Raw genomic sequence first — 22,512 nt, forward strand, 5'->3', positions numbered from 1 at the left:
TCCCCGACGATGGTCCGTCTCAATATGGATACTGCCGCGCTGCGAGACATCTTGCGTCCGATCATGGGAGACCTGAAGGATCGCATCACCCATGACACCCTCCCGGCGCTCTGCATGGATCTCGGCATGCCCGTTGTGGATGCCATTGGATCGAAACGTGACCAGTTGCATGCCAGCGGATGATCGCTGCCCGGCCATTCCGCTACGCTTTCGCCGCGAACTTGCCCGATCGCTTCAACAGGTACCACTGTACGGGGACGCACGACGCTTTAACGATCTGTTGCAAAAGTTGTGGATTATTGAGTACGACCCGTGGGCCAGTCTGTTAGAGCGACAGGACAACAGCCTAGCGGCCGAGATTGATCGGCACGTCTTTCGCAATCCGGATGACTGGTCGGTGGACTACCTGTTCGAACAGATAGGCGCCTACGACGCACCCGATCCGCGATTCGTGCGATTCATCGAGGGCATGGCGACCGGAGAAGTCCGGCCTGACATCGCCGATCTGCAGGACTTCGTCGAATGCGCCAATCGGGCGTTAAACCAGTGCGGCGCGCAACTCAGAGAGACGGGCATCAAGGCCGGGTATCCCGAATACTCGCTGGTCTCGCTTTATGGTCCGTCAAACGAGCGCCCCAAGAACATCATCTTTGCATCGGCCTGCAAACCCGATCTGCGCTTTCGCGATGCGCTCAATAACGACATCGAGATTGTTACGAATGCGGACGAGGTGCTTGTCTATGACCGGCCCATCGGCAATGACGGCCTGAGCTGGCAGGCATTGCAAGCGTGGTGGAGCGAGCAACAGGGCATCGACAACGATGACGACGCCAAACGCTCGCTCTACCGGCGACTCAAAAGCATCCTGCCCGACGACTCGCCCCCGCAACATCGGCTATTCGTCTCGTTTTTCAAGGCGTTTGGCAAAGCAGTCCCCCACCTTCCCGCGCTGCTGCCCGAAGTGTGGTTGCATTGGGACCCGCAAACGGTGCGAGAGCGGGGTGCGGATGCGCTACTGCGCTTTCGCATGGACTTTCTGCTGCTGCTTCCACACGGCATCCGCGTCGTGATTGAGGTCGATGGCATGCATCACTACGGCGACCCCGACACCCGTCAGGCTGATCCGCACCGGTACGCGCAGATGGTCGCCGGAGATCGGGAGCTGAAGTTCTCGGGATACGAGGTCTATCGCTTTGGCGCGGCCGAGTTGCTCGGAGACCACGCAGAAGCCAGCGCGGTATCGCTTTTTCACAAGCTTTTCCGGCGGTACAACCTGACGTGGTGAAGCGCATCGTCAGAGGGGGCCGGGCGATCGTCGTCGGCAGGCTCGCACGTCGGGGAGATTGCAACGCCCCCAACACGCAGACATGCAGGAATTCATGAAATGGCCGATTTGGTGAGCCCGCTCGAGCGGCGCAACTGCTGGCTCGTGATGTCGGACCTGTTCGTCGATAGCGCGGTCGACTACCAGGCCGTGGCCGAAGCGCTCGTGCGCGACTGTCCCAACATGACCCAGACCGAACTGAAACGCATGCTCTTCGAGGAGGTCGCGCCCGTACTCGGCACCAATGGTCTGACGCCCGCGCCAAGCGTCTGGACCGGATTTGATGGTGATGCGGTCATCCGCGACATAGGTGACCGGCTCGCCCAGCAACACCTGTCACTGCTTGCCAGAGCCCGCGACGCACTATGGAACGCCATCTGCCGCTTGATTTTTCGCTCGTTCTACCGGCCTGCAGCGCGAGCTGCGGACGCTCGAAAAGCTTGACCGGTAACGGCACAGTTTGCCTCTCGCCGGGTTGAGGACTCAGACATGGCGTTCAAGGTTTCATGCGCGGGCTGCGTCACCGTCCATCAGCCGAACAACCACCGCAGAAGTCTCGAGATGAGGCCTTTCTCTGGTTGTCGAAGTTCAGGAGGCGGTCCTCCACCAATTGGCTGATGAGTGGCGATGGGTCGAGATTGCGTCGGCGGCGGTGTCGGTCTACGAGTCGGCGGCGGCACCTGACTCGATTTAATCCGGTCGAGGACGGCCTGATTTGGCGAAACTCGCACAGGCGAAGGTTTAATTCCCGGCGACGCGGACGGAACAGGCCGCGCAGGCGGACTGGAAGTTTGTCTGGCCTGCGGGCGCGCATTTGAGGACACGGTTGGACGTGCTCCGCTCTGGAACCGCTCCAGGATTTCAATGTTGCGAGCGACTTTCGGCGGGCTCACTGCGCCGCTTTGCGGCCCAGCAAGGCGCCAACGCGCATCTTCTTCGGACAGGACCACCATTTGTCCGACCGTCGTGACGTTCACTGAAAGGTGCGAATACTTCAGCTTCCTGTTTTCGTAGGGCGGCTCCATCAAGCCAACAACGCTGACCCACTTTCCGATCCAGGAATCGTCCGGGGTCGCACGCAAAGCATCGAGTCCGTCGCTCCAGATTGCAATCTTGAAGATGCGTCCGCGCCACGGCCCGAAGTTTATGAAAATGTAGGGCTTCCCGTTCTTCGCGCGACCCGGTTTCACCTCGATAATCTTGCCAATAACTTCGACCTTGTTCCCGACGAGGCTCAAACAAGCCCCGTAGTCGGTGGCCGACAGCACGTCGTATGCGCCGATATAGCCGGGCCTTGGTTTGCCCTCGGCGGGCTTGCCTGCCAACACAACGCTTGCGGACGGAAACGGAACATTCTTGCCCGCAATGAACTCACCCAGCGTTGGCGCCTTCTGTATCGGTGACGAGCAGATGACCGCGAATGCCTTGGCCCGCTGCGACAATGCGGCGTTTGCCGCGAGCAACGCAAACACGGGCGAAGATTCCGGATCGATGAAGTCATTCGCGCGGAAGACAATCGCGTCTATTTCGGAATTTGTCTTCCGCCAGATCGAGGGATCGGTCCGGAGTGCCTCGATGGCAAACCACAAGGAGATGAGCGAAAAACGATCGAGCGTCGCATCGAAAGGATTTGACGCTTTGCGGCCCGGGTGCTGGAAGTTGACGTGGCCCAGTTCAGCGCTGCCGAGATCCTTGATCTCGTCGATCCACATGCCATCGTAGTCGATGAGCTGGATGCCCGCGCCGCCGCCGGACACCATCAGATTGCCGGTTTGAATATCGCCGTGAGCGATCCGCTCTTTCTCCAGAAACGCCGAAAGTGCCACCAACGATGACGCCAACGCCGCGAGCGCCTGCGGTGAGCCGTGGTTGTCTTCCAGGAACTCTCCGAGCGTCTCGCCTTTCGCCCAGGCCATCTTGACGATCGGATACTGCCCTCCGTCAATGCGAATGCCCTTGGACTGGAACTTGAAGTCCAGAAAATATGGCGAACGCAGCGCCGACAATCGCTGGGAAATCGCGGTGTATCGCCGCTCCAACGCTTTCGACTCGCGATGGAAGCACCGAACAGCATATTTCCTTGAGCCGGCTGTGACGGTGTAGGTCAGCGCAAACCCGCCACTGATGGCGAGTGGCAAACCCATGCCAGTGGTCGCGACAGACCCAGCCTTGAGCTCCGGATCGGTTAGCCAGATCGAATGGTCGTTGAAAGCGTTGTTGTATTGTTCAAGAGACGGGTAAGCCATCGCGCTCTTCACATTCAAACGAAAGAGCGAGCAGCGTCGAATCGTCGATCCGCATGCGCTTCGCCGCGCGCTCTCTCAATACCAACTCTGCCAGTTGCTCCTCGCTTTGCAGTGATAGCAAATCGAAGATGCCGGAATCTTTGTCGCGCAGAGATCGTAGCGCCCATTCGCCCAACGCGTCCGTCACGCACAGCAGTCGCGGCGTACGTAACTCGGCGAGTTGGATAATCTTTACATGTTTCGTCCGAAAATCGCCGTGCGCAACAAAATCGTTGTGCCGCGCGACAGTCGACAGCAGCGATGGTCGGTCCTGAAATCGCTCTGGATCATCGAGAGGCCAGGCGCAGACCAGTTCGTCGGCCTCGAACAGCAGCGCAACACTGTCGCCAACGCCAAGCAGTTCCACGGCACGATGCTCGGGAAAATATTCGCCACCCAGGAGAGTCGCAAAGCTCCCTCGCTCAAACGCGGCTTGTTTCGACCAGGACATCGACGCGAGATCATGCGCGGCCGCGTAGTCCGCCAGCGCCGCGCCGACCCACTCGGCGTTCAGGCCAGGGTCGTCCAGAAATTTGTTGGCCAGAAGATTGGCCCACAACTTTGAGTTAAACGAATCGCTGGCGCCGTCGGAAAGCGCGAAGCGCTGTCCGTCATCGGACAGCGCAAGCGCATCCTCATTGGCCTGCGGACTCGAAAATTCCTTCGGAACGCTGCCGGCAAACGCGCGCTTCACTTGAAGATCATCTGAGTTGAGCAGCCCTCGTACCGATGTCGAAGAACTGCACGATTTCCGCCGCCTCCGCGTTGAACGTAAAGCCACGCGCCTCCATCCCGACGGAAACGCCCTCGCCTTGCGCGAACCGGATAAGATGGTCAGGCAGCGGGCTCGACATGCGAAACAGTAGCTTCGCGAAGGCGTCGGGCAGACCTGACTCGGCGGATGGGAATCGAATCGGCTCGTGGCCGAGCGTGCTTGCATGGAGATTGAACAGGAGCACCTCGCCGTCGTTTGTGCGGATTTGCCGAAGGTGACCCGCGAGTTCCTCGGGATCTCCGTCGGTCGAATCGCCGTCGGTGACGTGCAAAATGGTCGGCGGATAGCTGTCGGGGTGAGCGTCGCACCAGGCGACAATCTCTTCAGCGGCTCGTGTGAGGGCTGCGCGCATCGGCGTTCCGCCCGACGCGACGGGATCGAACCAGATCGGGAATTTGACTGTCGTCTCGACGATGCCGCCAGCCCCGTCATCCAACTTCCGCTTCCGGTCTTCAATTCGTGATGGATTTTGCTCGAATGCAGAGATCGGGTGAAGCACCTGCGCGCCCAATGCACCGGAGAGACCGTTCGAAACGCCGCTTCCCCCATATCCCAGCACGCCGACTTCGAAATAGTCGCGAACCCCTTCGGATTTGGTACAACGCGTAACCAGGTTCATCAACGTCCGATTCAGTGCGTCAGCAACGAACTCCGCCTTACTTTTGCCAGACGACATCTTGTCCGACATCGAGGCGGATTGGTCAACGACAAACAAAAAGGCGGTCGGGCTGCTGCGGCTGATCTGTGCTTCATATGCCATCGTCAAATCTCCGAAAGGGTCGGGGGAATAATAACAGCGAGATGGTCTTGCCCCCAAACCCAGGCAGGCGGCGTTCGCGACACGAGGCCAGCACTTGGGGCCACCGTGCAGCAATTGAGATCAATCGCCGCATTTCCGCCCGCAGGCGATGTGCCTCTTAAATGCATTTGATTATGCAAAGTGGATACGCACAGGGAGTCTTATAATTTGCAAACGTCAGTGACAGGTGATCGACGCTCCCAAGCTCGACCCTATAGAGATCCAAGCTTGTGCCATTCTGCCTCTCGGCCAAAACAATTGTCGCCGTGCAACCGCGCTTGCGCGACAATCAACCCTTTTTTCGACGAGGGCTCTCGTCGAAAAGATGACTCCCATCATTGATGCGCCCGGAGCCACCGCGTGACCGACCCGAACACCATCGCACCATTAATCGCCACATTCCTGTCAACCTACGATGCTCAGCAGAAAGACCAGACCTGGCAACAGTTGAGTCAACGGATTCGACATTTCTGGACGGCGCGTATTCTCTCCGACGGCACGGACCCGCTTTCGGATGCAGAGTGCGATGAAATCATCCGGATTCTCGACAGGAACGGAAAGGGCAACACACGCGACGACGAAGCTGTCGCCAAGGTCATGGTGCCGCAGGGCGCCTGGCGGCGCATGCTGAATGAATTTCATAGCAACCGGCCACTGGGAGACCTCGTCTACAGCGTGTTGAGCGAGGGTGACGATGCGCGCAGGGCGGGATTGATCGACGATCTTTACCGAAGGAATGCTGGCCAGAAAAACAATCTGACCGGCCCTAGCGGCAACACCGTTGGTGCCTATCTCGCAGCCTTCGACCCCGTACGGAACCTCTCGATTATTTCGCTTAAGGACCGACGTGCTGTCATCCAGTATTTCGGCCTTTCAAATGACATCGATTGGGACGCAGCCCCGATTGGCGAGCGTATCGTCGCGTCGAATCGCGTGATTCTCGACGGCATGCGCCGCCTAGGTCTGGAGGGAACTGCACGAACAATTGCATGCTTCTTCTATCACCCTCTCGTGAAAGAACTCTGGAAAGGCGAAGAGACAGTCAAGCGCATCGATAATAAAAGCATCAGCGTGACGGTACCGACAGTCCCTGATGAGGAGGAGGACTCGGTCGATGGTGATGTGGTACGTGAGTCCATGCAGATACAAGGGCTGATCGCCCGCATTGGTGCGGCAATGGGCTTCAGCGTCTGGTTGCCCAAGGCCGACCGCAGTCGCGTGCTCAAGGTCTGGCAGGCAGCACCCGGTGTGTTGCTCGACGAATTGCCGCTGAGCTACGACTCCACCACGATGAAAACAATCGAACAGATCGACGTCCTATGGCTGCGAAAACGATCAATCGTGCGTGCATTCGAAGTCGAACATACGACCTCCGTCTATTCCGGCCTGTTGCGTATGGCCGACCTTGTCGCGCTGCAGCCCAATATCCACATCCGACTCCACATCGTGGCACCCGCTGAAAAACGGGAGAAGGTGCTGCAGGAGATCCGGCGCCCGGTATTCTCGCTGCTCGAAGGGCGGGCGCTCAGCGAAATGTGCACGTACCTCTCGTACGACAACGCGAAAGAGATCGGCGAACTGCGACATCTCGCTCGGATGTCCGACGAAGTCATTGAAGATTACGAGGAAGCTGCGGAATAGTAAGCTCGGCTGCGGTAAGCGATTTCGCCATCGGAAACACATTGGAGCGGTCGAGGCTATCAACCGACAGTCGGTACACTATTCGTCATCATCTTCCTCGTCCTCAAAGTCCTCATTAAGGAACTGGAACAGGTGGTTGAATAGATCGACAGGCGATTCGTCGTACCTCACCTGCAGATCGTAGTAAAGGGCACGAATTGCAGGAAAGTGCTCAATCCGAAGTCGAGTGCTGCTTGGTTCCGCGTGCACTTCAAGGTCAGAGTCGCTAAACCTCTGGATACATTCGTCCATGGCTTCTGAGCCATAGATTTCGGCCAGTTCCATCATCCGCGCATCCTGCCGGTAAAAGTCCTCAGGCAACATATCACTTGAGTTTTCCAGCACCCAGCACACGCAGGCAAGGATGAAGTACAACTCTGCCGCTGTATAGCCGGCCGCCTCGTATCTCGCCTCTTTTCGAACGTAGTCGTCTTCGCTAAGATGCCGATCGACTACAGCCTCTATCGTGGACTGAGGCATTTCGATAAAGGTCAACAGGTAGCGGGGATTAATAACGCGGATGTTTTCCGTCTTCGCCAGCTCGTTCGTTATCGCGGCAAGTCGTTTAGCATGTTTCCTGGAATCACCAGCGAGAAGAACGTAGTAGCGGTCCAGACGACAATCGTAACGATCGTTAGCGTTGAAATACCCTGATTTCAGATCCTTCGACAAATCGTTCGTCTTATCTGCGATCTCGTTGTATGACTTGATCTGTAGTGCGACATATCGCTCCGGGGAATCCTCCTGGTCTACGCTCTTGAGAAGCACGTCGACGCCTTGGTCACGAGGCCCCTGCACCATGTGTGAAATGTGTTGGTACTTGCTAAACGAGCCTAGCATGAGTTCAATTTGGTCTTCGACCCTGCGACAAATATCGTCGTGGGTAAGCGCAGCCAGGTTTGCGGTTCGGGAAGGCCCCGCCTGCCGGTAACGGAGCAATTCTTCGAGCAGCGTCGCAGGTGTCATTTCTCATTCGCCAAAGGGTTTTTGCTTGATCGACCGCCGTCGGTAAACCCGACGTGCGCTCATGGTTGTCGGCAGAACGTGCGGTCTCTTTACCCCCGCCGCACTGTTCGGCCCATTCGACGTCACGCCACAGTGAAAGTATGCCGCATGGATACTTCGATGCGCCCTCCGTGAGGGCGACAGCCAATCGAAAATTCAAAAGAGGACGGATAGATAGGCATCAAGGCTCCCGGGGGAGGTTCGCAAACACGGGATTGCGCGGACGGAGAGGGCGGGCTGCGGCCGTGTTCGTCGAGGGCCATATATCTTTATAAAAACCGCACAGCGCGGTCGGTCAACAGGCATGCGGTTGGTGGCCAGTTGCCGGAGGGAAGCGAGTTTGTCAACGCTGATATTGAGTACAATTTGTCACAAACAAGGTTGATCAACAGCTGACATGCGTGTACGGCCTGGAATTTTGGTTCCCGCCGGTGTCGTCGACAGGGAGAAACGACTGCCTGAGCGTCGTTCCGAGGGCTTGCGCGAATACAGCACGATCAACCGGCCTGAATGGACTTCCGGCTGTACTTTGAGGGGGAGCGTGTGCCTCATTCGTGTGAGCCGTTTCTTCGTGGCTCTAGCAAGCGCCCACTTTTCCCGTCTCTCCAACATTTCAATTCAACATCTAGGTCAATGACCATCGACCAACTTCAGTTGCCCAGAGTCGGCATGCTTGCCACCGTCCGGAATCGCCGCGGGGTCGTCTCGGCAGTGGAGCCCTACGCCGCTTCGAAGACTTCAGAGTTACTCCACCTGGTCACCATTGAGTTCAGCGACTCCGATGGCGACCCAGAGGAAATCCTATTGTGGGAGCGCGAGCGCCAGCCTGTCGTGCTGGAACCCAATGCTTTACCTCGGGTAGATGTGGACGCGCCGATGCGCATGCATGAATTCTTGGCGTTGCAACGGGCCACCCGTTGGACGGCAATCACGCCCTTCCTCTCAGCCGAGAACTCAGAGTGCCAAGCCGAACCCGTGCCAACCGCACCGGTCTATGGCGCCGTCAGCGCTGACGACTTCCAGCTTGTGCCATTGGCCCGGGCCATGCGCATGCCGCGAGTCTCTCTGCTACTGGCCGATGACGTTGGCCTAGGCAAGACAGTGGAGGCCGGCCTGATCCTGGCCGAGTTGGTGCGCAAACGACGCATCAGACGCGTCTTGATCGTCACCCCGGCCTCTTTGCGCACCCAGTGGCAACAGGAAATGGAAGAGAAGTTCTCGCTGGGCTTTGACATCGTTGACAAGGCTTCCACTCATCGCCTACAGAAGGAGATGGGACTGGATTCAAATCCATGGCGCGTCTTGCCCCGCATCATCACCTCGTACCACTACCTGCGCCAGCCGGATGTGCTGGAGCAGTTCATCGCCAACTGCCGGTCAACACAAGCGCACCAAGGCGCCCAGCTCCCATGGGATCTGCTGATCGTTGACGAGGCACACAACCTCATGCCTTCCAACTTCGGCCAGGATAGCGATCTGGCCGAGATGCTTCGCCTTTTGACACCTTGGTTCGAGCACCGGTTGTTTTTGACCGCTACGCCGCACAACGGCCACACTCGCTGTTTCTCAGGCTTGCTGGAGCAACTCGATCCTGTGCGCTTTACCCGCACACCTGCGTTCACAGACAAAGAGCGCGCGATGATCGGTGACGTGCTAATCCGACGCTTGAAGAGCGAGATCAACTCTCAAGACAAGGAGGCCGGGCGCGCGCCACGCTTCGCCAACCGTTACTTGGAGCCCCTGCCACTCTACATGCCGCGGGCCGAGAAGGAGCTGGCAACAGCGGTGCGCGGCTTCTGTACGGCCCTTAAGCAACAGATTATGGCCGCGCCCGAAGCGCGAATGGTGCTGAACTTCGCCATCGAAGTTCTGCGCAAGCGTCTGTTGTCGAGCGCGGTCACGTTTGCCGACAGCTGGTTGCGCTTCAAAGCTGGTCTGGCTACTCATGACTCCACCTCGGCAAGTGAGGTGCTGGCGGCGCGGCGCGCGGTCGAAGAGGACATAGACGATGACCAGGAACGTGAAAGTCGAAGCCTGCATGCGGCGCACGTGGTTGGCGCTTGGATGCATCCCTACCTTGGAATGCTGGAGAGCGAAGTCGCTAGCGTTGACGCGGCGCTTCAGGCGCTGGCGCTCACCGAACTACCAGTGACCTGCAAAGAGCCGACGGTGGATGCACGATTCGATCGACTCAGGGACCTGATCCGCCAGCGCCTGCGCAACGCAGAGGCGTGGAACCGCGATGAGCGCCTCATCGTCTTCACCGAATACAAGACCACGCTGGACTACCTGGTACAGCGTTTGGAGCGTGAATTCGGCAGCGATACCGGCGCTATCGTTCAGCTCTATGGCGGGATGAGCGACGAGGAGCGCGAGCGAATCAAGCTGTCGTTCAACGACCCGGCATCGCCAGTGCAGATTCTGGTTGCAACCGATGCCGCTTCGGAGGGCTTGAACCTGCAAACCACTGCCCGCTTGTTGCTCCACTTCGAGATTCCATGGAACCCCTCGCGCCTGGAGCAGCGCAACGGCCGTATCGATCGGCACGGCCAGGCTCGGGACGTCACGATCTTTCACTTCGTCAGCGATGACGATGCCGACTTGACCTTCGTAGCGCGTGTACTGGAGAAGGTCAACGATATCCGCGAGGATCTCGGTTCGGTTGGCGAATTGTTTGATGCCGCATTTCAGCGGCGGATGATGGAGTTGAATGACGACAAGGACGTGCTCGCCGACTTGGACCGGGAGATCCTGACGCGGCAACACGCGACCGACGACGCGCGGGTTGTCACGGTCGAGCGCGGCACTGAGGACCTGGCCAGGCTGGAGAGCCTTCTTGCTGACCTTGATCTGACGCCGCAGACGTTGGAGGATACGCTGCGCATCGCACTGGGCCTCGGCTCAGCCCAGGAGCCGCTGCAAGGGCCGGACGCGCAGGGCCGCATGCGTCTGCGCACACCCCTGCCGGCCCGCTGGCAAGCCGTGGCCGATGACAGCTTGCGTCTGCGTGGCGATCGCGGTGTGGCCGGCGCCATGCCGTGGCTGGTGTTCGACAGTGGCTATTTCATTCACACCGTCAACGGGCGGCAAGTGTTTCGACCTTCGCCCGATACAGTGCTGATGCACTTAGGCCACCCAGTCATGCGCCAGGCCCTCACGTCGTTCGCCCGGTTGCGCTTTCCAGGTGGGCAAAGCGAATTCGCGCCGCCCAGCCGATGGGTTGTCACACGGGGGGGCATACCGGCTGATGCGGACGCCCTCGTACTTCTCACCATTGAGGAACTGGGTATCAACGAGTTGCGCGAAACGCTGCATCACTGGGTGCGCACGGTGGCCTTGCCGGTCGCCGGTGGGAAGCTCGGCATGATGTTGCCTTATCTCAGGCCGCACTCATGGGAGCAGGCCGCTACGGAAGACGCTAGTGGCGCAGAAGCCGCGCGCGAGGTCTGGGATGAGATCGATGCTGATGTCAGAGCATGGCTCACCAAGTATCGTGCGCAGCTCACGGAAACTCTCGCGAAGGAGTTGAAATCCGCCGGGGACGTCGCGACCGAACACGAAAAGGCCGCCTTCGAGCGTCGCATCCGCGAAGTGGCCTCTCTTCAGCGTGAGCAGAGCATTGAGAAGATCAAGCGGGAGATTGAGGAGCGGCGCACGGCCCAGCTTCAGTATTCCCTGCTCGAAGACGTTAGCGAGCGTGCTGAACGTGAGCTGCGCGATCTGCATGACGAACTCAAGCGCCGCCAAGGGCAGTTCGGTGATCTGCTGGAGCGACTCAAGGACGAGCGTGATCGAATACTCAAACACGTCATGCCACACCGCTTCGTTCTGCTGGGTTCCGCCCAGGTTTTCCCGGTCACCATCGAAATCCGCCTTCCGGGGAGGTCCACATGAGCGCCATGATCGATTGGTGGAGCAGCCTCAAGCATGGCGGTCTCTTGATCTCCCCAGATAAAGTTGCGAGCGACTTTCCTGTTGCGCTTGATCCGCTGCCGCTCTGGCAGGCAGAGCGCCTGCGTCGTGCCCTGACAGCCTTCGATGGCAGCAACGACCGGCTCAGTGCCCTGCTTGACTTTATGCTGCACGACTTGTCGGCGTTGCCCGGCGACGAATGGCAGAAGGCCCAGGCCGTCGAAGCACGTTGGACTCTGCGCAGCTTCACGGGTGTGATGGTCAAGCCACGGCGTCTTTGGCAAGGGCCGCAAGGCGAAGTGTTGCCGGTGTTCGTGCCAGACGACGGTGCGTCGCGACAATTCAGCGGGCGACTAGGCGTTGGCCGCTCGCGCCAACGGCTTAGCCGCGTAGTCGAGTGGCTGCGCCAGAAGCAACAGCCTCTTGCGCTAGTTACCAATGGCCGCCAGTGGCGCCTGGTGCATGCAGGTCAGGACTATGACGCTTGGTGCGAGTGGGACATTGACCTCTGGTTCATTGAGGGCTCACCGGGGCCACAGGTCACCGCCTGGCGGCAATTGCTTTGCCGTGAGGCACTGGTTGCTCCGTCGGGGCAGCGTAACAGCCCCGTGCTCAGCGCCATCTTGGCCTCCCGCAAGGGGCAGGCAGACTTGTCCTCCGTACTGGGCGAACGTGTCCGTCAGGCCGTCGAAGAGCTGATCACGGCGTCGCATGGGGCCATCGAGCGAGCCCAACAAGCCGGCATAGCGCCTGCTTTTGCCGACCTCTACGTCGCCGGTTCACGCATCGTCATGCGCTGCATCATCACGCTCTTTGCTGAGGCGCGGAATCTGCTGCCAGTGGATCACCTTGTCTACCAGCGGGCCTACAGTTTGGAGGGCCTTCGGCAGAGCTTGGACAGGCGAGCCGGCGGCCGAGGAAACGAGCGCTTGGCGCAGGGCCGTAGTGCTTGGCCCCGGTTGATGGCGCTGTTCAAACTAATCCACGAGGGCTCTTCGCACGAGGCCTTGCCAGTTCCACACTACAGCGGCGAGCTGTTCGCGTCTGGAGACGCCAACTCCAAGGATGGCATCGCCCGCGCGCTGGCGTTGCTGGAGGGGTCCCAGAATGCAATCACCGATCGCCAAGTTCAGCGCATTCTGCGGCTGCTCACTCGAACCCGCATCCGTGTACGCCAAGGGCGGGTGAACAAGCTGGTCGATGCTCCGGTGGACTTTTCGGCGCTGTCGTCGGAGTACATCGGCATACTTTACGAAGGGCTGCTGGACTTTGAGCTCAAACAAGCAGCGGCCGATGATCCTGTCATCTTTCTTGCGGTTGGCAACGAACCAGCACTGACGCTTTCCCAGCTGGAAGGAATGGACGATGCCATCATCAAGCAGCTGTTTGATGCCCTGAAAAAGAAGGACAAGGCTGGGGCAGGTGACGATGATGAGGGTGATGTATCCGAAGACGACGAAGATGCCGACACGGATGAGGATGCTGGCGCAGACATAGAGACCAGCGAAGACGTGACCGAGGTTCAAAACAACGCCGGGTCGTCGACTGTCGATGACGATCTCTCGCTCAGCGAAGACCACGTTGCCCGCGCGCAAGCTTGGCTAGAACGAGCCGCCATCGTCGCAGGACTGGTCAAAAAGCCCCGCGGCCGCAAGGGTGCAAAGGCTCAGACAGCTGATGAAGTTGAGGCCTTGGCCAAGGCCTCTCGCAGCCTATGCTCGCGCCTGGTTGCTCCTGGGCAGTTCTTTCTGGTGCGCTGGGGCGGTACTCGTAAGGGCGCCGGCACCTTCTATACGCGTCCACAGTTGGCTGCGCCGACGGTACGGCGCACCCTGCAGCCGCTGACGTTTGAGCCCGTGCGCTCGGAGGTGGACGCTCGCACCGGTTTGACGGAGGTGGTCGAGTGGCGACCGCGGCGACCCGAGGTCATCTTGGCACTCAAGGTCTGTGATCCCGCCATGGGCTCAGGCTCGTTCTTGGCCGGTGCGCTGCGCTATCTCACTGATGCGTTGGTGGCTTCGCTATACCACTACGGGCTGATCGAGCGCGCCGAAGACGGCGGTGTGCCGCGCATGGCCGATGGCCAGATCAGCGAGGTGCTGAGTGACGAGCTGCTGAAGCTCAACCCCACGCATGAGGGCTTTGAAGACGCGCTACGCGCGCAGCTCAAGCGCCACATTGTAGAGCGCTGCCTGTACGGGGTGGATCTGGACCCCCTCGCGGTAGAGCTGGGGCGTATGGCGTTGTGGGTGGAGACGATGGACCGTGATCTACCGTTCGGCTTCCTAGACCACAAACTGAAAGTGGGTAACGCGTTGGTCGGCACTTGGTTCGACGCTTACCGCGACTATCCGGCGCTAGCTTGGGAGCGCGAGGGTGGCGACAAGGACTACCAAAAGGACAAGCCGCAGAACCTCGTCAACCACTTCTATACCGATGTTCGAGGCAAGACGCGCGGCGACAAGTTCACGGCCGCCATCAGTGCCCGCGCCAAGGCAGTGCCAGAGCAGCTGATCAACCAGTTGAATGGCCAGATGGCCTTGGGCACTGCGCTGGAAGCCAGCGCAGTGCATGACGAGCTCTTGAAGGTGTTCCGCAAGCTGCATCGCTTGCCTGTGCATGACAGTGACCGTCGCGCCGCTGTCTACCGCGACGAAATCTTGGCCAACCCGAACTACCATGCGCTGAAGGCCCGCATGGACTTGTGGTGCGCGTTGTGGTTTTGGCCCGGCGACTCTATTGATAAGGCCCCCCTGCCGCAGGACTTCATCGAGCCGAGCGCGCAAGCATTGGCCTTGGCGACTGAAATCGCCGCGCGGCGTCGCTTCTTTCACTGGGAGCTGGAGTTTCCGGACGTATTCACGTCGAACCAGCAAGGCTTCGATGCGTTGCTGGGTAACCCACCGTGGGAGATCCAAAAGCCAAGCTCCAAGGAATTCTTCTCCAACCACGATCCGCTCTACCGTGCCTACGGCAAACAAGAAGCTTTGACCAAACAGGTGGACTATTTCCGCGCCGTGCCACAGTTGGAACACAATTGGATTGCCTACGTCGGCGGCCTAAAGGCCATGTCGAACTGGGTGAGGTGCGTTGGCCAGCCGTTTGGGAACCGGGTTGTCACCGACAAGGACGGTAAGAAGAAGCATGACCTGAACTTGGGCGGTCGTGGGCGGGACAGCTTTGCCATCTCCCTGCGCCTGCACGACAAGTGGCAGGCGCAGCGCAAGAAGCGCAGGGGCTTCGTCGATGCTGACCATCCCTTTGTGCACCAAGGTTCGGCTGACCTGAATACATACAAGATGTTTTTGGAGCTCAGCCACGCGCTGCTGAGGCCAGAGGGGCGCATGGGCATGATCGTGCCCAGCGGTATTTACACCGACAAGGGCACAACGGCGCTGCGCACGTTGTTCCTCGACGCCTGTGACTGGCAGTGGCTGTTTGGTTTTGAGAATCGCGAAGGCATTTTCGACATCCACCGTTCGTTTAAGTTCTGCCCCTTGATTATCCAGAAGGGCGGCACCACGCATGCCATTAGGGCGGCTTTCATGCATCGCAATGTGGATGACTGGGAGCAAGCAGGGCATCACGTTCTGGCATACCCGCGCGAGCGGGTGTTGGAATTCTCGCCTTTTTCCAGGGCGATTCTTGAGATTCGAAGGGAACAGGACCTGCGGGTGCTTCAAAAGATCTTCGTGAATGGCGTGCTACTCGGCGATCGGGGTGAACGCGGTTGGGGGATCAGGTATGCCACTGAGTTCCACATGACCAACGACTCCAAGCTGTTCCCGCTACGCTCGAAGTGGGAAGCGGATGGCTACCGGGCGGACGAGTACGGTCATTGGCTTAAGGGACCGTGGCAGACGTATCAAGGCTCGACGAGCATTCTTGACCGCGAGCCGGGACTGGTGCTTACGCGCGATCGATCGCATGCGATGCATGTCGACGAGATAGTGGATATCGCATTGCCGCTGTATCAGGGCGGTATGGTGAACGTCTACGACAACATCGCATCTGGTTTCTCCGCATCGTCAAGCGCACAAGCAACATGGAATCCCATGGAATTCGGTGCGAAAGAAATACTTCCACAGTTTTTGATAGGACTCGATGATTGCGCGAGGCGGGGCGATCGATTCGACCCTGGCCTGAAACTTGGATTTCGAGATATCGCGAGGAATACCGACACGCGGTCGGCTATTGGAAGTGTCATCGATGGCTTCCCCTGCGGCAATACCTTAGGCGTCTTCTCCGCGGCAGCGGAGTCAATCGCTGCGGTGGCTTTTGCGTTCTCTTCCATCGCATTTGATTGGGTGCTCAGAAAACGGCTTGGCGGCACTCATGTCAATCTTTTCGTTGCGGAAGAATGCACTATTGCCGAGAGCTTTCGAACCTGCCGTCGAAGCTTCATTGAACCACTACTTCGATTGACTTACCCGGATCTGACTGGCGCCAGAGCTTGGGCAGCGTTTGATGGCGTGATCTCGAAACAAGTTTCTTGGCGCCGTCTGTGGGCAGTTACTGATCATGAGCGTAGCCGCCTGAAGGCAATTCTTGAGGCAATTGCTTTCCATCTTTATGGGCTCGATCAAGCGGATGTCTTGGAAATATTGGCTGGTTCAGATTTTCCCGCTGAGCAGCTAAAGAATGAGTTGTTTTGCAAATCACTCGACGCTCGTGGCTTCTGGCGTATAGATAAGGATAAAGCCCCTGAGCTACGACATACTGTACTTTCAATGATCGCCTTCCACGACTTGAAGGAGAAGGGCCTAGATGCATTCCTGGAGCAGAACGGCGGAGAAGGCTGGCTGATTCCAGACACCCTACGCTTATCTGATTACGGTCTTGGGCACGATCAGCGGGCGACGGAGCACCAACCGGTCGGCTTGCGCTTTGGCCCGCGGTTCCGCGACTGGCAGCTCAACGAGGACGTGGAGCGTTCGTGGTTGGAATGTGTGGCTCACGCTGATCTGATTGGCCGAATCGTGCCAGTACTTGCGTCCGACGGCGCACAGGCGATTGCGGATGTTGCGGCCGTGGACAAGAATAAACAATCACAAGGAGCGCTGTTCTGATGCTAAACCCCATCGCCTATACCGAGCAGGTGGTCAGCGACTTCCTGCGGTACCAACTAAGCACTTACGCGTTTGCTGATGAAAGCTTGTACCAGCAGATGCGCGCCCTGCTCAACCTTGAGCAAACGCGTAACACGCCGCTAATGAAAGGGCCGTACATCTCACTGTCGCGCATCTTCAAGCAGGGGGCAACGCTCGAGCAGTTGGTGAAGGAAGGCGTGCTGCATCCGCATATCCGCCAACTGTCGCCGTATCCTTCCGCCTACTTGCACCAGGAGCAGGCCTTCCGTTCCATCCACGACGGCCAGCCCACGCTGGTAGCCACGGGTACCGGTTCAGGCAAGACAGAGTCGTTCCTCTTCCCAATAATTAGCCGTTGCTTGCAACTGCGTGACGAGGACGCACCCGCCGGCATCACCGCTGTGATCGTCTACCCGATGAACGCGCTGGCCGAAGATCAGCTGCAACGTATGCGGGTGCTACTCGCCGGGACAGGTGTGACGTTCGGCATGTACGTGGGCAAGACTCCGAAGAAGGAGTCTGACGTGGTAGGTGTGCGCCTGCCCCCGGGTAGCACGGCGGCCGACTACCAAGCCAAGCTGGCCGACATGCAACATAAGAAGCAGGATGTAGCGCTGCACCCGGCCGAAGAGCGCGTGAGTCGGGACGCCATGCGCACGCTGGGCCAACAACCTCGCATCCTACTCACGAACGTGAAGCAGCTGGAGCTACTGTTGACCCGTCAGCAAGACTTGGAGCTGTTTGACAACGCCCGACTCGAGTTCATGGTGTTCGATGAGGCGCATACGTTCACAGGAGCGCAAGGTGCTGAGACGGCATGCCTGATCCGCCGGCTGCGCGCCTACTGCGGCAAAGATGAAGCCAGCACGACCTGCATTGCTACCTCCGCCACAATCGCCGACCCGGTCAAGGGGCTGGATGCAGGACGGGAGTTCGCCAGCCGCTTCTTCGGCGTGGACGGCAAGAACGTGGCGCTGGTGGGCGAGTCGTATGAGGCCGATATATGGGGCTCACCGCGCACCGCTAGCCCTCCGCTCAACGGCGATCAATCGCTCCAGCTGCAGACGCTACTGGAGGTCTTGTCCTTGGTCGATCGCGAGGATGCCACCGAAAGCGACGTACAAGCACTGCGTGTGTGGTTCACCTCAGCCACCGGAAACCGTTTGAAGGCTGGACCGTGGCGCGAAGCTGTCGGCCACTGGCTGAGTCACAACGAGGTGGTGTACCAACTTGCGGAAGCACTGCGCCGGCCGCGCCGGTTGGAGGACCTGCTGTCAGAACTAACCTCGACCTTAGGTCGAGTGATCTCGCAAGAGGAGATCCTAGTGTGGCTGGCACTGGGGGCAGCAGCCCGCCAAGAAGGCCGGCCGCTATTGCGGCCGGTCGTCCATGGATTCATACGTGGCGTCAGCGGCGCAGTGGTGACTTTCCCAGACCAGACGACGGATGCCAGATTGTGGCTCTCGGCCGAGGACGCACTGGCCAACACCGCGGATCTGCATCGCTTTCCGCTGCTGAGCTGCACGACGTGCGGGCAGCACTACTTCGAGCATGGACTCGAAGACTTCAACTTCACAGGTCCGCGGCCTGGAGGTGGTAGCGCAGAGGGCAGCGGGCGAGTGTGGCGCGGCACCGAGATCAATCTCGGCGGCGTGCGAGCGCTGTCACTGGACCATCAGGTCGGCGCGGACGCTGAGGATGACCCCGTTCGTACCGAGTCCCTGTTCGCCTGCCGTTACTGCGGCACCGTTCATGACCATCAGATGTCCGAGTGCGCCGGCTGCGGTCGCAACAAGCCGCTCAAGCCACTGTACTTCGTGCAACAGCAAGAAGAGCACGTCGGCAAGCTGACGCGGTGCGTGTCCTGTGGCGCGGCGGGCCGGCGCTTCAGCGGCAATTACCGTGAGCCGGCACGGCCGGTGCGTGCCACAACGGTTGCCGACGTGCATGTGCTAGCTCAGAGCATGATCCATCGGGCCGAACGCCGCCGCTTGCTGGTATTTGCTGACAATCGGCAGGACGCCGCGTTCCAGGCAGGGTGGATGCAGGACCGTTCGCGCCGATACCGTCTGCGCGAGCTGCTCTATCAAAAGCTGAAGCAAGGTCCGATTTCGGTCAGCGACCTGACTCAGTGGCTTGACCAACACCTGGAGGCTGATGACGAGCTGTCTCGGTCGTTGATTCCCGAGGTGTGGCGTTTTGAGCCGAAGTCAGAGACTGGTCAGGCACATGGCCAGGAGCGCAAGTGGTTCTTGCGAATTCAGATCCTGCGCGAGCTCGCCGTTGGCGGCCGGCAGCGGGTTGGCCTTGAGCCGATGGGACGTCTGAAGGTGGACTATCTGGGCTTAACGGGGGCGCGCCCCGAGATCCAGCGGTGGGCGGTCAAGCTAGGTTGCCAGCCCGAGGTTTTAGCTCAGGGCGTTGCATCACTGTTGGATTCTGCTAGGTCACGGCGCATGTTATTTGACAAGGTAACAGGCGTTTATTCGAAAGTGTGGTTGGATGGCGAAACGCAGATGACGCGGGGGTATCTGCCGTCTATGAGAGGGGTTCCCTCTGCGTTGAAGTTCCAGCGAGACGGTCAGGACGACGAAGCCCGAATCAAACAGTGGTTCAGCGCGTATGCGACGGTGGCCAAACAGGCTGCGAGCGCTTGGGGAGTCCGGCCAGATGAGATAGAGGCTTTCCTGGGTGAGATGTGGCGACTGCTTACGGAAGAGTTGCTGCTATTGGCGCCGGTGCAGTTGAAGGGGGCACGGGGAAGGTTGTTGCCGGGGTGCGTGGGGGCGTTCCAAGTAGATGTGGACCGGCTGACGATGCGTCCAGACAAGGGCATGTACCGTTGCCAAACCTGCCGCCGTTTGCACAGCAGGCCTAACCCTACGCTGTCGTGCATGGCGTGGCGCTGCGGCGGCAAGCTCATGCTCGAACACGAGAATCCGGACGACTACGACCTGTTGCAGCTCGACCAAGAATTCGCCATGCTGCGTGTCAGGGAGCATTCGGCGCAGATCCCGGGTGCCGACCGGGAGCGCATCGAGAATGTCTTCAAGGGCGACAACGAGCGGATCAACACCTTGGTGTGCACCCCGACGTTAGAGATGGGCGTGAACATCGGTGCGCTGGACGCGGTGCTGATGCGCAACGTGCCGCCTCTGCCAGCCAACTATTGGCAGCGTGCCGGCCGTGCTGGGCGTCAGTTTCGCATGGCGTTAGACATCACCTACGCCCGCGCCGCCAGCCATGATCGGGCCTACTTTAACGAGCCACTGAAGATGCTGGAGGGCTTAGTCGAGCCACCAAGCTTCAACCTGCGCAACCCCATCATGGTGGCCAAACACGTGCACGCAACGGTGCTTACCGCCGTGTTCAAGATGCTACGTGACAAGTCATTGCCGCAGGCCGCGCTAGATGAATTGCAGGAGGCAGTACGCACCTGCTTGCCGACGCAGATCAAGACCTACCTATTTAGCGCCGAAGGCATGGTGCGAGCTGAGCCGCTAAAGGTATCAGTGCTTCAGACGGCGATTTTGCGTCATCGAATCGCGTTGCTGGGCGCTACCATGAACGCTTTCCAGCAGGGCTGGCCGGCAGCAGATGCGGACGTTGTGAGCCAGGCGAATGTGGAGGCCATCATCGATGGTTTCGCAGAGAGACTGCAGCAAGTAGTGGACCGCCTGTTCCAGAGACTGCAGTGGGCACTGAACCAGCTCGAAAGGCTGCGTAAAGTGGCTGAGGCTAAAGGTGCGCTGGGGCCGGATGAGGAGGCACTGCGCAGTCGTTGCGAGCGCCTGGTGAAGAAGCTGAAGGGAGAAGCTCGTCGCCGCGCCAACCAGGCAGAGGGGGTGGACGACACGAATACCTACGGTGTGCTCGCCGCGGAAGGCTTCCTGCCTGGATACGGCCTAGACACGGGCGCCGTGACCATAACGCACATTGCACCACGGTTTGGGGCGGATATCTCCGATTGGGAGCTGCGGCGCAACAGCGCGCTTGCCGTTCGCGAGTACGTTCCAGGCAACCTGATCTATGCCAACGCGCACAAGTTTGTGCCTCGGACCTTTCACTTGGTGCCAGAGGAACCGATCGTGTTTGCGGTGGACTTGACGAACGAGGCGATTCGGGAGGTCGGCGGTCTGGGCAAAGCCGCCGCTCCAACGCAAGCAGAGTCCGTCGGCGTTAGCAGCATCTTCGCTGTGCAGGTCTGTGATGTCGATGCACCGCACCAGTCCTACATCTCCGACGATGAAGACTACCGCTTCCAGCTACCTGTGGCTGTCTTCTGCGAGGATCAGGGACGTCACTCGGGCGGAAAGGTCTACGAGTGGGGCTCGGTCACACTGCACCTTAAACATGGGCTACACATGCGATTGGTTAATGTGGGCACGGCATCGCAAGTTAGGTCATCGGGCGAGATGGGTTACCCAGTATGCATGGTCTGCGGACAAAGCCGTTCGCCGATGAGCACGTCGAATGAGCTTGACGCCTTCAATGAACACCATGCCGAGCGATGCGGCCGGCCGATCCAGAAGATCGCGTTCTACGCCGAAGTGGTCGCGGATGCGCTGTTGCTTCCCGATTGCGCGTCCAAAGAGACAGCATACAGCGTCATTGAGGCCTTACGGCAGGGGGCGTCGGGTGTTCTGGATATGGAGATATCTGATCTTCAGGTTCAAGTGCTAGGCAAACCAGGTTCTGAAAAATACGACGCAATTCTCTACGACCCGATGCCTGGCGGATCGGGCCTGCTGGAACAGATATTGGAACACTGGCCGTCAGTGGTTAAGCACGCATTGAGCCTGGTAGAGGATTGCTCGTCAGCTTGCGAAACGTCGTGTATCGACTGCCTTCAGAATTTCCGTAATTCGTTCTACCACGAACACCTGAACCGTCACGCAGCGCAGGCTCAGCTGGCTGATTGGGGTAACAACATCACGTTGAGCCACGAGATCCCCGCTGTGCTCCCCGACGACACACAGACTAAGAGGCCAGGCAATCTACCCGAGCAGCAGTTGGCTGCGATGCTAAAGGCGGCTGGTCTAATTAGCTTCGAGACGGAGAAGCCGATTGAACTGAGCGGCGGCGTGGTCACCCGACCAGATGTGTATTTTCACGCGCCGAACGACCAATTCGAAGGCGTCTGTGTGTACTTGGACGGCATGAGCCAGCATCTGCATGGAAATGCGCAAACGGCCGTCCAGGACCGCCAGATTCGAGAGGAACTGCGAAACACCGATTTCGAGGTCGTCGCGATTCAGTACCAAGAGCTTTATGACAAGACGGTCATGAGGACACACATGCGCCGTATTGCCAAGGCGGTGGTAGGGAGGTCAAAGGCAAAAGATGTCGAGGCAGATGACAGTTGGTTCGACGCTTCGCCTGGCATAGATTGATCGGTAACTCGGGCCGCCTATTAAAACAATGAAATGAATGTCGCGGCCCACGACCCTTTCTTCTGCGTGAGACGTGCGCGGGGCGTGAAGGACAAGTTAGGGCAGGGACGCAAGGCTGGGGGCACTTTTGGGGGCATCTTTGCGTTCCCTGTTCGGGTCCGGTTACCTTTATTGCGGTCGGGAGTTCGATCCTCCACTTTGAAAGTATTGGAGCATCTTGGTAGGGGCCGCATCAGGGGTTCGCCGGAC

The 22,512-nt window shown here is 59.1% G+C and carries 11 protein-coding genes; 7 read left to right on the forward strand and 4 right to left on the reverse strand.

From position 1 onward, the window contains the following. Positions 1-24: 24 nt before the first annotated feature. The 3 genes from AB4Y32_RS00950 (at position 25) to AB4Y32_RS00960 (ending at position 1,768) form a co-directional block, all read left to right on the forward strand. Positions 25-183, forward strand: a complete 159-nt coding sequence (locus AB4Y32_RS00950) for a hypothetical protein (RefSeq protein ID WP_368719544.1) — start codon at positions 25-27, stop codon at positions 181-183. Then, positions 170-1,285 (forward strand): hypothetical protein, encoded by a 1,116-nt coding sequence (locus AB4Y32_RS00955; protein WP_368719545.1) that lies wholly within the window; start codon positions 170-172, stop codon positions 1,283-1,285. The genes AB4Y32_RS00950 and AB4Y32_RS00955 overlap by 14 nt, the downstream gene beginning before the upstream one ends. Positions 1,286-1,384: 99 nt before the next feature. Continuing rightward, positions 1,385-1,768, forward strand: a complete 384-nt coding sequence (locus AB4Y32_RS00960; RefSeq protein WP_368719546.1) for a DUF7079 family protein — start codon at positions 1,385-1,387, stop codon at positions 1,766-1,768. An 86-nt stretch (positions 1,769-1,854) separates the two neighbouring features. Here AB4Y32_RS00960 and AB4Y32_RS00965 read toward each other — a convergent pair whose 3' ends face one another. From AB4Y32_RS00965 to AB4Y32_RS00975, 3 genes are read right to left on the reverse strand one after another with little or no spacing between them, the layout of a single operon-like run. Beyond that, the gene (locus tag AB4Y32_RS00965) at positions 1,855-3,570 is read right to left on the reverse strand and encodes a serine/threonine protein kinase (RefSeq protein ID WP_368719547.1); all 1,716 of its coding nucleotides are present in this window, start codon (positions 3,568-3,570) and stop codon (positions 1,855-1,857) included. Beyond that, on the reverse strand, positions 3,551-4,303 hold the full coding sequence (locus tag AB4Y32_RS00970) for a hypothetical protein (RefSeq protein WP_368719548.1): 753 nt from the start codon (positions 4,301-4,303) through the stop codon (positions 3,551-3,553). Before AB4Y32_RS00970 ends, AB4Y32_RS00965 begins: the two co-directional genes overlap by 20 nt. A 7-nt stretch (positions 4,304-4,310) precedes the next feature. Further along, on the reverse strand, positions 4,311-5,144 hold the full coding sequence (locus AB4Y32_RS00975; RefSeq protein WP_368719549.1) for a VWA domain-containing protein: 834 nt from the start codon (positions 5,142-5,144) through the stop codon (positions 4,311-4,313). Positions 5,145-5,543: 399 nt separating this feature from the next. On the opposite strand from AB4Y32_RS00975, the gene AB4Y32_RS00980 reads away from it, so the two are divergent. Continuing rightward, a complete protein-coding gene (locus AB4Y32_RS00980) occupies positions 5,544-6,824 on the forward strand; it encodes a hypothetical protein (protein ID WP_368719550.1) in 1,281 nt (426 codons plus the stop codon). A gap of 78 nt (positions 6,825-6,902) precedes the next feature. Here the strand turns inward: AB4Y32_RS00980 and AB4Y32_RS00985 are convergent, their stop codons facing one another. Further along, positions 6,903-7,829: a hypothetical protein gene (locus AB4Y32_RS00985; RefSeq protein WP_368719551.1), complete on the reverse strand. Its 927-nt coding sequence runs from the start codon at positions 7,827-7,829 to the stop codon at positions 6,903-6,905. Between the two features lie 672 nt (positions 7,830-8,501). On the opposite strand from AB4Y32_RS00985, the gene drmD reads away from it, so the two are divergent. The 3 genes from drmD to AB4Y32_RS01000 are packed head-to-tail and all read left to right on the forward strand — an operon-like array spanning position 8,502 to position 22,263. Continuing rightward, the gene (drmD, locus tag AB4Y32_RS00990; RefSeq protein WP_368719552.1) at positions 8,502-11,762 is read left to right on the forward strand and encodes a DISARM system SNF2-like helicase DrmD; all 3,261 of its coding nucleotides are present in this window, start codon (positions 8,502-8,504) and stop codon (positions 11,760-11,762) included. Next, positions 11,759-16,849 (forward strand): Eco57I restriction-modification methylase domain-containing protein, encoded by a 5,091-nt coding sequence (locus tag AB4Y32_RS00995; RefSeq protein ID WP_368719553.1) that lies wholly within the window; start codon positions 11,759-11,761, stop codon positions 16,847-16,849. The genes drmD and AB4Y32_RS00995 overlap by 4 nt, the downstream gene beginning before the upstream one ends. Then, positions 16,849-22,263, forward strand: coding sequence for a DEAD/DEAH box helicase (locus AB4Y32_RS01000; protein WP_368719554.1), 5,415 nt, complete (start codon positions 16,849-16,851; stop codon positions 22,261-22,263). Before AB4Y32_RS00995 ends, AB4Y32_RS01000 begins: the two co-directional genes overlap by 1 nt. Positions 22,264-22,512: the final 249 nt, after the last annotated feature.

This window comes from Paraburkholderia phymatum (assembly GCF_040965635.1).
GTDB lineage: Bacteria > Pseudomonadota > Gammaproteobacteria > Burkholderiales > Burkholderiaceae > Paraburkholderia > Paraburkholderia phymatum_B.

What these genes read in the sequence shown, in the direction of transcription:
- AB4Y32_RS00955 (WP_368719545.1), top strand. Translation starts at nt 170, where the DNA reads ATGCCAGCGGATGATCGCTGCCCGGCCATTCCGCTACGCTTTCGCCGC.
- AB4Y32_RS00965 (WP_368719547.1), bottom strand. Translation starts at nt 3,570, where the DNA reads ATGGCTTACCCGTCTCTTGAACAATACAACAACGCTTTCAACGACCAT.
- drmD (WP_368719552.1), top strand. Translation starts at nt 8,502, where the DNA reads ATGACCATCGACCAACTTCAGTTGCCCAGAGTCGGCATGCTTGCCACC.
- AB4Y32_RS00950 (WP_368719544.1), top strand. Translation starts at nt 25, where the DNA reads ATGGATACTGCCGCGCTGCGAGACATCTTGCGTCCGATCATGGGAGAC.
- AB4Y32_RS01000 (WP_368719554.1), top strand. Translation starts at nt 16,849, where the DNA reads ATGCTAAACCCCATCGCCTATACCGAGCAGGTGGTCAGCGACTTCCTG.
- AB4Y32_RS00960 (WP_368719546.1), top strand. Translation starts at nt 1,385, where the DNA reads ATGGCCGATTTGGTGAGCCCGCTCGAGCGGCGCAACTGCTGGCTCGTG.
- AB4Y32_RS00995 (WP_368719553.1), top strand. Translation starts at nt 11,759, where the DNA reads ATGAGCGCCATGATCGATTGGTGGAGCAGCCTCAAGCATGGCGGTCTC.
- AB4Y32_RS00975 (WP_368719549.1), bottom strand. Translation starts at nt 5,144, where the DNA reads ATGGCATATGAAGCACAGATCAGCCGCAGCAGCCCGACCGCCTTTTTG.
- AB4Y32_RS00985 (WP_368719551.1), bottom strand. Translation starts at nt 7,829, where the DNA reads ATGACACCTGCGACGCTGCTCGAAGAATTGCTCCGTTACCGGCAGGCG.